Here is a 12,198-nt window from a genome sequence, read left to right as displayed (position 1 = left end):
CTGTAGATGGTTCCGGCCCCTAGAGTCGTTTGGAAAGCTCCGGTAACGATCCGGAACTTGGACCGGGGGGTCTCAGATGGGGAAGTTCGCGAAGTTCGGCCGTCGGTGTGCAGCGGCGGTCGCTGCGGTTTCGTTGGTGGTGTCGGGCGGGCAATGGTCGGCGGGTGCCGATCCACTCGGCGATTTCCAGAATCCACCGCGAACCGCCGAATCGATCGCCGCGACACCGCTCGACGATCCGTGGGTCGTTCCGCCGCCCGGATACGAAACAGCCGCTCCCGGAACAGTTCTGCGGACCCGCAGCGTCACCGTCGGACCACTTGTCACCCCGGCCACCACCACCCAACTGCTGGTCGCCTCGACCGACGCGAAGGACCGCCCCGCTGCCATCGTCACCAGCGTCATCGTCCCGACCGCACCCTGGACCTCGCCGGGTCCGCGCCCTGTTGTCGCCTACAACATGGCCATCGATTCGCTCGGCGCCACGTGTGAGCCATCGTGGACCATGCAACGGGGTATTGCTCCGGAATTGGCACCCGTGCAGCTGCTTCTGGCGCGGGGCTACGCCGTCGTAGTCACCGACCATCAGGGGCCACGCCATGCGTACGCCGTCGGACCGATGGCGGCGCACGCCGTACTCGACGGTCTGCGCGGTGCGGTCACGACCGACGTGGTCGGCCTCGATCCGACTGCGCCCCTCGGTATTACGGGCTACTCGGGTGGGGCGATCGCATCGGGCTGGGCCGTGCAGGAGGCTCCGGCCTACGCCCCCGAACTGAACATCGTCGGCGCAGCGTTCGGCGGAACGCCCACCGACTTCGCGCTGCTACGTCAGTCCATGAACGGCAACGCAGCGGCGGCGGTGTTCCTCGCGGCAGCGATGGGCGTTGCGCGCGAGTACCCGGAGATGCTGTCGCTCTACAACGACGACGGGTGGCGGCTCGCACAGGCGTCGAAGGACCTGTGCATCGTCGGGATTGCACCGTTCGGAATCGTTGCTCCGATCCGCATCGAGTCACTGTCCATCACTCCCGATGCGTTCGATTCGCCACTGGCGCTCGCGGTTGCCGATCAGAATCGATTGGGAGACGGCGGAACCCCGACGGCACCAGTATTCGTGTATCACGGACAGCAGGAGTTCTGGATTCCGAAGGAAGGTCCCGAGGCCGTGTTCGACAAGTGGTGTTCACGCGGAGCCGACGTCCGCCTCGAGGAATACCTGGGTGAGCACAGCATCGTTGCCGGCAGTGGAGCTCCCGGTGCATTCGCGTGGTTGGACGACCGCCTCGCGGGAATTCCGGTTCGACCCGGATGCAGTAGCTTCGGCCGCTAGAGCCGAACCTACTCGCTCCGGGCTGCTGCCCCGCGAGTCGACAGCACCTCGGTGAGTTCTTCTGCGTAGGCGAGCTGCCGCCGCAACGTACGGCAGCTTTCCTCTGCCTTGGCGTGGCATTCACGAACGAAAGCCGCGGCCGACGACCGATCGTCGTCGGTCGCGTTCGCGGCGCCCAGAACGTCGAGGGATTCGAGTAGCTGCTTCATCTCGGCCAGCGTGAAGTCCAGAGGCTTCATCCGACGGATGACGAGCAGGCGTTCGACATCGGACTCGGTGTACAGCCGGAAGCCGCCGACGGTCCGAGCAGAGGGCGTGACCAGGCCGACGTCGTCGTAGTGACGCACCGTACGGATGGACAGCTCGGTTCTCTGAGCTACCTGTCCGATCTGCATGTGCATGCCGTCGTCTGCCATGTGCCGCCTCTCCTCGATCGCCCACCCTAGTCAGTGTTCGGCACCGAGGTTTCCACTGAGGCGGTCGTGCCGCTCGATCGACGACGCGTTCAGGCCGACGATCTCCACCGTCTTGCCCTTCGCGGCGTACTTGGTGGTGATGGCATCGAGGGTCGCCACGGTCGACGCGTCCCAGATGTGCGACTCGGACATGTCGATGACGACGTTCTTCGGATCTCCCACGTAGTCGAACTGATAGATCAGATCGTTGCTCGACGCGAAGAACAACTCACCCTTCACCGCGTACACCCGGGTGTCCTCGTCGGGATGAGCCACATCGACCACCTCGGTCAGATGCGCGACCCGTCGAGCGAACAACACCATCGCGGTGACCACACCGACCAACACGCCGTAGGCGAGGTTGTGGGTCACGACGGTGACTGCGACCGTGGCGACCATGACGAGGGTCTCGCTCTTGGGCATGCGCCGCAACGTCTTCGGGTGAATGCTGTGCCAGTCGAAGGTGCCGATGGAGACCATGATCATCACCGCGACGAGTGCGGCCATCGGAATGAGCGCGACGATGTCGCCGAGGCCGACGACCAGGATCAGCAGGAAGACTCCGGCCAAGAATGTCGAGATCCGCGTACGCGCACCGGAGACCTTGACGTTGATCATGGTCTGGCCGATCATCGCGCAACCGCCCATGCCGCCGGTGAAGCCGGTGACCAGATTCGCCACGCCCTGGCCCCAACCCTCGCGGGTCTTGTCGGAATGCGAATCGGTGATGTCGTCGACGAGCTTGGCCGTCATCAGAGACTCCAGCAGGCCGACGAGCGCGATCGCCAGTGCGAACGGCGCGATGATCGACAGTGTGTCGAACGTGAACGGCACGTCCGGAATCAGGAACGACGGCAGCGAGGACGGCAGTTCACCCTCGTCGCCCACATCCGGAACTGCCAACGCGAAGACGAGTGTGACGCCGGTGAGTATCACGATCGCGATCAGCGGTGCCGGCACGATGGTCGTCAGCTTGGGCAGGAAGAACATGATGAGCAGGCCCACGGCGACCATCGGGTAGACCAACCACGGCACCCCGATCAGGTACGGCACCTGGGAGCTGAAGATCAAGATCGCCAGCGCGTTGACGAATCCGACCATGACGCTGCGCGGAATGAATCGCATCAACTTGGCGACACCGAGAACGCTGAGCACGACCTGCAGCACTCCGCCGAGAATCACTGCTGCGATCAGATAGTCGAGGCCGTACTCGCGTGCCAAGGGAGCGACGACCAGGGCAATCGCTCCGGTGGCCGCGGAGATCATTGCCGGCCGGCCCCCGACGATGGAGATGGTGACGGCCATCGTGAACGACGCGAACAGCCCGACGCGCGGATCCACGCCGGCGATGATCGAGAACGAAATGGCCTCCGGAATCAACGCCAGCGCCACGACCAGGCCTGCGAGCACTTCGGTCTTCAGCCGCTTCGGCGAGCGCAATGCACCCAGCACCGAGACGTCTTCGACGGCGGTGGCAGGCACCTGGGCAGCTCGAGACACGACGGCTCCATTCGATGAGTGCAGGGGACGTCCTGCGCGGGCGACTCTACTCTTACCGGAGGGAAGGTTGCTACTCGTCGCGCTGTCGACTCTCCGCTAGATTGATATGACAAGGCATGCCGAAACCGCCAGCGCGATGCAAGGAATGAATCGATGATCTCGCTCAACAGGTTGTCCTGCTTCATCGCCGTCGCCGAGGAACTGCACTTCGGCCGCGCTGCCGAGCGTCTGCACATGACGCAGCCGCCGCTGAGCAGGCAGATTCAACAGCTCGAAAGCGAAGTCGGGGTACAGCTGATCGACCGCACCAGCCGATCGGTGACCCTGACGGCAGCAGGCCTGGCCTTCCTACCCGAGGCCCGACGCATCCTCGACCTCGCCGAGGGCGCACTACTGACGGTGCGACGCGTCCCCACCGGCGATCTGGGGACCGTCGTCGTCGGATTCACCGGCGCATCGGCGCATGCGGTGCTGCCGCAGCTGCTCGACGCCGCACGCGAGAAGTTGCCCGACGTGAAACTCGTTCTACGCGAGATGGTCTCGGCGGTGCAGATGGAGTCGTTGGCCGTCGGCGATATCGATCTCGGGTTGGCCAGGCCACCGCTCAAGCGTCCGGGCATCGCGTCGCGGCCGGTGCTGCACGAGTCGTTGATCGCGGCGATGCCCGACACTCATCCACTGGCCGAGAAGAGCGAACTGTCGGTGGAGGACTTCGACGAGCAGCCGATCATCATGTATTCACCGGTCGACGCGCGGTACTTCCACGAACTGCTGATCAGTACTTTCACCATCGTCGGGGTGTCTCCGCGCTACGTGCAGTACGTGACCCAGGTGCACACGATGCTGGTGCTCGTTCGTTCCGGAATCGGATTGGCACTGGTACCGGAGTCGGCATCGACCATGCGGCCGGAAGGTGTTGTGTTCCGGCCGGTTCGGACGGTCAAGGAACGCCCCGTCGAGTTGGACGCCGCCTGGCGAGTGGACAACGACAACCCGGCACTGCACCGCTTCATGACCGATGTGCTGCCGACGCGGGAGTGGTCGTGATTTTTTCCTGCTGATCGAGCCGTGGTTTGACAGTGCCCGAAGCCGGTCTCGGTCGAGTGCTCGTGTGAATACGGCGCGCCTCGAAAGCCAACGAAGGCCCGCACCTGGTTGGGAGCGGGCCTTGTCGGGTTCGTGGGTTGCTCAATCTTTGGGCGGCTTGGTGTCTTTGCCAGCTGCGACGTCACGGAGCCATTGCGGGACGGGCTTATTGTCGTACTCGCGGAGCTTGATGGATGCTTCGGCGGCTGCGGACCGGACCTTCATCGAGCGTCCACGGCCCGCGGGGCGGTTCTCGGTGGTGGTCATCGGGAGTCCTCCGTCTCTGTGTCGTTTTCATTGTCGCCGGTTTCGGCAGGTTCCGCCAGGTCGTCCTGTGGCTTCACGGTGAGATCTGCGATCGCCTGCAGCGTGTCGCGATCGGTGCGCGCGATGAACGGAGTCGTGGCAACGGTGCCGAACACTTTCCAGCCGAGTGCGGCTTCGTCGTCGTTCTCGCTGACGGTCCTCTCGAGGCACCAGGTGATGCGTTGCCAGGTTCACTGTTGGACAGTTGTGTCCGGGGAGCTATCAAAGATCACCCAGGATCGGCTGTCGTGTGCTGCGCGGCCCGCGGGCAGGTACTTATAGTCAGCTGCTTGGACTTGCTCGCCAGGTGATAAGGATGCGGTTGTAGAGGAGTCGACGTACTTGGGCATCGGGAAGAGCGGCGTGGGTGTTATTACGAAGTTGTCGGAGGGTCTCCGGGGGAGGCCAGCTGACGGGTGCGGTATGCCTCCAACTGCCCCGCAACCGTTTGACAACTGCGGTGGAAACCCATGTGGCAAACCAATACGGGGCTTCGCGCGCTGATGGTTTGACGAAGGTCACCAGAGCAAGAGTCCCGCCGGGACGCACCAACGCGGACAACCGGCGGAGCGCGGCGCGGGTATCGCCTAGGTGGTGAAGGGTGGCATTGGAAACCACTGCGTCGAAGCTGTGTTCGGGCAGATCTACGATCGCGACGTCACCGTTCATCCACCGAACAGGGACGTCCGGGAACCGCGCCTCGGCGCGTTGCAGCACCGGTTCATCGACGTCCAAGGCAGTTACCCGCGCAATACGCCTGGCCAAGCGGGCGGCCAGGAACCCGTCACCGCATCCGACGTCGAGGACATCGTGCGCGTCGGAAGAAACCAAGGAGTCGAGCAATCCGTCGTAGTGAATGTTGATGTTCCATGGACGCTCTTCGTGGCTCGGGTCGCTATCAGGTTCAAGTGTCACGTACGGCGCTTTCCTGTAGTCGAGATTTCGGCTTGCCGCCACCGGAGAGCTGGCAGTCTGGTTAGCAGGCGGGGACAACCCAGAATAGTGCTCGCGAATCCGTGGTGTGAATCTCGTCGACTCGGTCACTTCAGTCGTAGTATCCCAGCGGAAGTTGAATCGAATCCACATGCAATTGAGTAAAATTCGTCGAGTTGTGCCTCGTAGTCGACGTGTAGCCACTCGACATCGGTGGTTCGTAAATCGGAAACGATGTAGGAGACGAGCTGGGTCCCGATTGCTTGGTGTCGCCATCGTGTAGCAACCGCGGTGTCGAGCAGGAACGCGTGCTTGCCTCCGTCCCATGCTGCGTGCACGAACCCGCAGAGCTCCCCACTATCGAAGGCACAAATCCATGACTTGCTGTGCCTCTCCAGCCGAGATCTCCACGGCACAAACTCGTAGACCCCGCCGAACGCATCGTGATGCAGTCGCGACAGCTCATCGTCGTCGACGGGAGGTCGGACTCGGAAATCAATGGCCATGTCGAACAGCTTAGAAATATGCGCTACCTCGCAAAACGTTTGCCGCGATGAAGTACTGGTTTCTGGGAGACGTGTGAGACAGGTCGTGCCAAGGATCGATAGCGAAGTCGGCCGTCCAGGGAAGCTTCAGGTGATGCGCCTAGGGATGTCGCCCAGCCTGATTCGGACGCAGATACACCAGATTGAGCTGCTCCTGCTGGAGGGTCAGTTCGACGACGAGAGCAGAAAGGACTTCTATTCGCAGTTCGCGTTCCTTAATCTGCTGGACAAGTTCGTCATTACGTTTGCCGAGTTGCTCGATGGCTGATTCTGCGAGTTGCAGCTGCTTTTGGACACCGACCGGGGCGAATGACCCCGCTTGCGTTCTAAAGTGTTCGACCAGGTCAGGGAACTCGTCGTAGAGCCTCTGCCGGTGCAAACCTGCTTCCTTCGCCAGGTTGCTGACCGTAAGCTTGCCGTCTGAGCAGGTCGGGTTCCCCGAGATGAGGTTTGCGATTGCTTTCTGAATCAGAACTCGCTTGTCCACGTTTCCGCCTGTGGTTGATGTTTGTGCAGATTGGATGCTGATGTCGCCGTGCCTCGATGGTCGGAGATGATCGCCGAGTTCGACGTTGTGCGTTCGTTGAGACGCGCCCGCAGCGGAAGCGGTAGATGCAGCTGGAGCGGGTCGCTGATCAAATCATCGTTGTGCGCTTCGAGAGCATCGATGTCCTGGTCCGTTCGAGCGATGTTGCGACAGCTGGGCTTGCATTTCCGCCAGACCGGAGCGGTATCGCTTTGGGCCGCATCTCGACACGCTGCTGTCTCAGCTCGGTAGACGCAGGTGAGGAACGCTCCGTGATGAATCTGCAGGGTTTCGTTGGCGAGTAACGCCCGTGCTTGCGCTGGGGAACTCACGCTGTGCCCGAGGAATTCTCGGGCAGCGGTGACCCTGCCGATGTAACTGCTGGCCGCTGGGCCGGAAACTTGTTCGCCAGATTGTAGTCGTTGGTGGTCCGCATGGATGGTCTCGCAGCGCAGCAAGAACTCCTCAAATCCGACATCGTCGTTGAATCCTGCATCAGCCTGACCGGCATAACCTTGGGTGATCTGAGTTCGCAGATGCCCGTACTGAATTGCTCCGGCAATGAGTCCACCCGGTCGGCGGACGATGTGCCAGGCCAATGTACGGCGAAATCGAGACAGCGTGATCGGCCCATGGGGGTCGGCGGCTATCTGCTCGTGTCCGACTGTCCCGGCAATGTCGGTGTTGAACCACTCGACAAAAGCACGCACTCGCTGGTTTGCACGACTGGCGGACATAACACGAGAACTGGAGTGCTGAAACGCATCTGGCGTGTATCTCCCGGCGTAGGGGAACAGTAGTTCTCCTGGAGCCAGTTGTTCCAGGAGAGCGATGGCCCTGCCGACGTGCTCGGTGACAACCCACGGAATGGTCGCAGGTGAGCGTTCGCGGCGACCGGGTTGGGTTTTCTCTTGGGTGCCCGAGAGGAATACGAGCTCGAGGGTTTTCGAGCGGCTGATGCAACCGCGTCTGAGATTCAGCGCTTCCCCTGGCCTGATGCCCGACAAGTAGGTGGTGAGTACCAAACACGCTGCGACGACGTGGTCGATCAGTTTGAGCAACTCACGGGCCCCGACGGGTTCATCCCGCCATCGGTGGCCAGTGATCTCTGAAAAGTCTGTTACTCGCAGGAGGTCCACTGTGGTCGGGATCCGTTGTTGCGCAATGTCGGAGATCAGTGAGGCCATCCCCTTGAGGGTTGTCGTGTCCATGAAGCTGCCGACCGCAAGGCCTTCGACATCTATGCCGAGGGCGCTGCCTCCGATCCCAGGTATAGGGATCTTCGCCTCCCGCAACGCCGGAAGTAGGGTCTCGAACCTCGCTGTCGCGCCGGCCAGATCAGGCTTACCCCATCGAGATGGCTGTTGCCTGCCAATGCTTTCGTGGGCAATTCGGCGCATGGTCGATACCGTGATGGCGGTACCGACTATGTCAGGGCCGATGACGTCGATGGTGACGAGCGCGGCGGACAGCAGTGCTCCCATGACATCCGGGGTGATGCGAGATGTTGCGTTCTCCGATCTGCTTGCATTTGAAACGCCTACGATCTGACCTGCGGTGGCTGCTCCCCACAAAGAACGAACGACCTGCAGTCGACAGTGTTCTGGCAGGTATTCCCGGTATGCGTGCAGTCTCATGACTGCGCACAACAACGAGCGTTTGACCCTCGCCGAAGTATCTTCTCTGGAAAGTACGAGCCTGGCGTAGTCGTCGAGGTCATCGTCGTGGAGTTGATCGAACCTGTGATAGCCGCGTCCGACAAGCCACCCGGCAAAACGTCGCAAGTGTTGCAGGTCGTGCTTGATCGTCGGAAGGGATGGAAATCCGCTGTTGGCGGCGACGAGCCGTGGGGAACGGTTTGTGACGTTGATCAGCGCGAAGGTGTAAAGCTTCATCGGTTCACGGAACTCGGCGGGAAATGCCAGCCAGTTCACGGTCACTTTCCGGTGTCTGAGATGCATCGCGGGTGTGAGGTCCCAGAAATCGTCACCGAACCGAGGTGCACCGATCGACCCGACTTCGTGCAATGGCCTGCGGTGGAACACGGGAGCATCGGGAACTGCTGCAATGCCGTCGATTACGGGAAATTCGGGCGCAGATGCCGATGCTGGCCGACTCATGGCGTGTCGAACACTCCGTCCAGTAATCGCAGAGCCAGGCGGCGCTCATCGTCGGAGATCTTCTCGCGGGCCACGCGTACTTGTGCAGGCTCGTATGCGCTGATCATGTCCTCGATCTGCGCGACACGACCGGCGTATTCGAGTGCCCATCGGTGGGCTGTCAGAGCGGCTCTGAGGTCGCGCAGCGCGTCGAGGACGGCGAGCTGCATGGGTAGATGCCGAGGTAACGCTCTGGCATTGGAACAGTCCAGACAACTGAGGAAGTTTTGAGAGCATGTCCGACCACCATCGAGAGGTGAATGAGTGAAGTCGGTGCATACCCCCAACGCCGTATCGTCGCCCGCGACCATCGCATTCTGCTCGAGTGTCATCTCACGGCGCGCAAGCGCCGACTCGACTTGTTCGGCCAATGCTTCGTGGACGATCTGAAATCCCTCGAAGCGGACAGTGTCCATCCGGGAGAGGTAGCCGGCCAATGTTGCTGGAGTGTGCGCGGTCGGCGTCCGGGTCCGCTCCAGGTAGGTCTTGCGCATACGGTTGAAGCCAATCCCGAGGAGCAGTGCGTCGTCCTGTTCGTTTCCGGTCAGCCAGGGCCGAAGCCAGCGGGGATGGCAACGGCGGTGGTCCCCGTCGGCGGGCAGTCCATCGCTCAATACGACCGCGCCCCGGGCGGGCGGGGTTGGGTTGTAGTAGACGAACGCGCACTGGGTGTTCAAGACTGCTCTGCCGGGCTCGGTGAGGTCGAGGAGGAGGGTGAACACTCCGTATGCACTGGTCAGTGACGTCTCTGCAATGCGCGGTGGTCGGGGGTCGGCCATGGGCGAACGTAGCTCAGGCGGCACGCCGGTCAGGGGAACGGTCATTCGAGCTCGCCGGCCTCTGCGGGGTTTGTTCATCTCGACCAGGGCAATCTGAGGCTCGTCCGCTGCGGTCGCGAGATGGTGACGGGCAGGGAGGGCTTCGATGACCGATCGGTTGTGTCCGGTGGTCGCGGCCAGCAACATCGCGAATGCCCACGCTTCCCCAGCGGTCAGGTGAATCAGCGTGTGGAGGGGACGGCTGCCGCCGACGAGATACGCCTGCCACGCCCTGGCGGATCGCTTCGGTGTGCGTATGCCGGTCAGGGGAAGTGAGCCGGTCCGCATGCAGTAGTCGAGCACCTCGGCAAGAACCACGCGTGGTTCGTTTCGATCGAGATCATCGAATTTTCCGGCTCGGTAGTCCGTGACCAGCTGACGATGTTCACGCAGCCGGCTTTTCGCGTTCCGAACCATCGCGCGCAATACCGTTGTGATGCGCTGAAACTCGACGTCGGAATACGGCTGCGCGGGGTCGGATCGAACCTTTTTATCGAACTGAGCGAACCTGTCGATGACGCCCGGTCGGAGCTGCACCGTGCCGGCACGCAGAAGCACCCGAAACTCGTAACAACGTTTGTCCCCACTCGGCAACCGCAGCGCCATGCAGATCATCTCGATGTCCGCAGCGGTCAACTCGCTCAGCGACCGTAGTCCCGGGCGCGTCTTCGCCAGCCACTTCGAGACGAACCGCACTGTGCCCCAATAAGATTGCGCAGTTTTAACGCGACGGCTCGTCCCCAACGGCCCGTTCACGGCGGTGAAGCACGTCGCCAGTTCTTTTCGCACCCTGACGTCACAGGGCAGGCGATCGAAATCGAAGACGGCGCGCTGCGTCCCATCCTCACTGATGAACGGCACCTGAAGCTCTGGACCGCATACAAATGGTGCCACCCACCCCGCCGGAGGCGGCGTAGCAGGCCTCCCCACCGTCACGGCCCGATCCCCTCGATGACACGCGGATGCCCGGCACCGACAGCGCCGGCCAACCGCTCCAGCGCGTCCCGATCGTCTGCGTCCATCAGCGCCACCAGCTGTTCGACCTGCAACCCTTGAAACGGCTCCAGATAGACCTGCCTGGTAGTTTCCGCACTTCGGTGCCCGAGCAACGTCGCCAACAAGAACCAGACGTCGCCCAGCTGGTTGCGGAAATCTCGGCGCTCGGCGACGGTGAGCATGTCGGTTCGTTGCCAGGCGACGAAGGTCGCAATGCAGTACCACCGCAGCGCGAAGCTGTGCCGCAGCATGTGCGGGCGACACCACAGCCTCCCGGACCGGTCACCCAGCTCCTTTGCCGCTCGCCTGTTCGCATCACGAAAGGTGTTGTACCAAGCTGCTTTATGTCGCGGAAGACCATCCATATTGAGGAACAACATCATCGGTTCCAATCCCGCCGGAGTACGGATGAACAGTCGACTCCGCAACGAAGGACCCACGCTGTCCACATTCACCCGACGTCGCACCCCGTCCTGATCGGTTGCCAGCAAGATGCCGTTCGAACCGATCTCATCGACCACCCATTTATTAGGGACGACGTCGTACCGTCCATTGCGCTGAGCTGCTGCCACTACCGCCTGACGGCTACCGTCCTCGATGTAGAACCGAACAGCCTGTAAGACCGCTCGCCGCAACCAGTAGGGACGAGAGACGCCGGACTTTGCGCAGGCCGATGCGAGCCTGAGACGCAGTAGTCGCTCCGTCGAGACCCCGGGAATTTCGGACGTGAGCACGCTGGCCCACTCCCCCATCCGCAGCCCGGCACCGTAGAGCCCGTCTGCGTACGCGACGTCGCGGTCCTCTGTGCGTCCAACCCACCGTTCACGCTGCTGGCCGTCGCGCGTGTATCCGCTCAAACCGATGGTGCGCCATTGCCGAAATGCCGAAGGAGTCATCCATTTGACGTCTGACGTGCGGATATCCGAAGGCGTGGCGTCCAGCCGAGTTTCGCCTCGGTAGCCGCCCGACAGCACATGGCTCCGCACGGGATTCGCCACGCCGCACTCGTCTGCAGCCCACAGATACAGCTTCCGCACGGCAGCCAGGTCCAACCGGAATGTGTTGGCAGATACAGGATCCGGATTGCTTTCTACTGACATCCGCCAGTTCTTGAACACTGCGAGGTCGTTCGAGGTGGCCGCGGTCCATTCGACGTCCACGGCGTGTAGGAAGTCCAACCAGACTTTGATGCTGAGGGCGTAGCGACGGACTGTGCTATCTGCTGCGCCCCAAAGCACCGGCGAGCGCCAAAAAGCGTTGAGTCGGCCATCTGCCCTGCCCCCTGGACTCAGAAAGTAAGGCGTTCCATGTCTGGCCCCGTTGGCTTTGGCTAGTGCGAGTACATCGTCGAAGGCGATCCCCGCGACGTCAACTCGAACTAACGGGCGGCTGAAATCGTAGAATCTCACGAACCAGCCGACCGCCACGATTCACCTCAACCGATATTGAGTTGCGCTCGGTCCAGACCTTGCCTCATACCTGCAGGGTATTACCGACCGTAAAGCGACCTGCGCCAGACACGCGGACCGACTGTCCGAACA

Annotated in this window: 11 protein-coding genes; 2 read left to right on the top strand and 9 right to left on the bottom strand. The window is 62.0% G+C overall.

Translation table 11 applies throughout. The features are described from left to right. The first annotated feature begins 76 nt into the window (after window positions 1-76). Window positions 77-1,333 carry a lipase family protein gene (locus R4P47_RS19730; protein WP_269595168.1) on the top strand — a complete coding sequence of 419 codons (1,257 nt, stop codon included), beginning with the start codon at window positions 77-79 and terminating at the stop codon, window positions 1,331-1,333. Window positions 1,334-1,341: 8 nt separating this feature from the next. Here the strand turns inward: R4P47_RS19730 and R4P47_RS19725 are convergent, their stop codons facing one another. Continuing rightward, window positions 1,342-1,749, bottom strand: coding sequence for a MerR family transcriptional regulator (locus R4P47_RS19725; protein WP_269595169.1), 408 nt, complete (start codon window positions 1,747-1,749; stop codon window positions 1,342-1,344). A gap of 30 nt (window positions 1,750-1,779) precedes the next feature. Next, window positions 1,780-3,288, bottom strand: a complete 1,509-nt coding sequence (locus R4P47_RS19720; protein ID WP_269595170.1) for a SulP family inorganic anion transporter — start codon at window positions 3,286-3,288, stop codon at window positions 1,780-1,782. A gap of 153 nt (window positions 3,289-3,441) precedes the next feature. Between R4P47_RS19720 and R4P47_RS19715 the strand changes: the two genes are divergently transcribed. After that, window positions 3,442-4,335: a LysR substrate-binding domain-containing protein gene (locus R4P47_RS19715; RefSeq protein WP_317785518.1), complete on the top strand. Its 894-nt coding sequence runs from the start codon at window positions 3,442-3,444 to the stop codon at window positions 4,333-4,335. A gap of 141 nt (window positions 4,336-4,476) precedes the next feature. Here the strand turns inward: R4P47_RS19715 and R4P47_RS19710 are convergent, their stop codons facing one another. From R4P47_RS19710 to R4P47_RS19685, 7 genes are all read right to left on the bottom strand, one after another. Continuing rightward, a complete protein-coding gene (locus tag R4P47_RS19710; protein ID WP_156399697.1) occupies window positions 4,477-4,641 on the bottom strand; it encodes a hypothetical protein in 165 nt (54 codons plus the stop codon). Between the two features lie 321 nt (window positions 4,642-4,962). Continuing rightward, window positions 4,963-5,595 carry a class I SAM-dependent methyltransferase gene (locus R4P47_RS19705; RefSeq protein WP_235386886.1) on the bottom strand — a complete coding sequence of 211 codons (633 nt, stop codon included), beginning with the start codon at window positions 5,593-5,595 and terminating at the stop codon, window positions 4,963-4,965. Between the two features lie 125 nt (window positions 5,596-5,720). Continuing rightward, a complete protein-coding gene (locus R4P47_RS25140) occupies window positions 5,721-6,119 on the bottom strand; it encodes a GNAT family N-acetyltransferase (protein WP_045196664.1) in 399 nt (132 codons plus the stop codon). Window positions 6,120-6,258: 139 nt separating this feature from the next. Then, on the bottom strand, window positions 6,259-6,645 hold the full coding sequence (locus R4P47_RS19700; RefSeq protein ID WP_287454774.1) for a hypothetical protein: 387 nt from the start codon (window positions 6,643-6,645) through the stop codon (window positions 6,259-6,261). Continuing rightward, complete coding sequence (locus R4P47_RS19695) at window positions 6,627-8,804, bottom strand: hypothetical protein (protein WP_052683785.1); 2,178 nt, start codon at window positions 8,802-8,804, stop codon at window positions 6,627-6,629. Before R4P47_RS19695 ends, R4P47_RS19700 begins: the two co-directional genes overlap by 19 nt. Beyond that, entirely contained in the window at window positions 8,801-10,357 is a 1,557-nt protein-coding gene (locus R4P47_RS19690) for a hypothetical protein (protein WP_052683786.1), read from the bottom strand. Before R4P47_RS19690 ends, R4P47_RS19695 begins: the two co-directional genes overlap by 4 nt. 236 nt (window positions 10,358-10,593) lie before the next feature. Then, window positions 10,594-12,084 carry a site-specific integrase gene (locus R4P47_RS19685; protein ID WP_235386888.1) on the bottom strand — a complete coding sequence of 497 codons (1,491 nt, stop codon included), beginning with the start codon at window positions 12,082-12,084 and terminating at the stop codon, window positions 10,594-10,596. Window positions 12,085-12,198: the final 114 nt, after the last annotated feature.

This window comes from Rhodococcus sp. IEGM 1370 (genome assembly GCF_033142325.1).
Taxonomy (GTDB): domain Bacteria; phylum Actinomycetota; class Actinomycetes; order Mycobacteriales; family Mycobacteriaceae; genus Rhodococcoides.
This window is presented reverse-complemented; position numbering and strand designations above follow the sequence as displayed.

Excerpts from the sequence above, each read along its gene's own strand:
- R4P47_RS19730 (WP_269595168.1), top strand. The coding sequence starts at position 77 with ATGGGGAAGTTCGCGAAGTTCGGCCGTCGGTGTGCAGCGGCGGTCGCT.
- R4P47_RS19725 (WP_269595169.1), bottom strand. The coding sequence starts at position 1,749 with ATGGCAGACGACGGCATGCACATGCAGATCGGACAGGTAGCTCAGAGA.
- R4P47_RS19715 (WP_317785518.1), top strand. The coding sequence starts at position 3,442 with ATGATCTCGCTCAACAGGTTGTCCTGCTTCATCGCCGTCGCCGAGGAA.
- R4P47_RS19710 (WP_156399697.1), bottom strand. The coding sequence starts at position 4,641 with ATGACCACCACCGAGAACCGCCCCGCGGGCCGTGGACGCTCGATGAAG.
- R4P47_RS25140 (WP_045196664.1), bottom strand. The coding sequence starts at position 6,119 with ATGGCCATTGATTTCCGAGTCCGACCTCCCGTCGACGACGATGAGCTG.
- R4P47_RS19695 (WP_052683785.1), bottom strand. The coding sequence starts at position 8,804 with ATGAGTCGGCCAGCATCGGCATCTGCGCCCGAATTTCCCGTAATCGAC.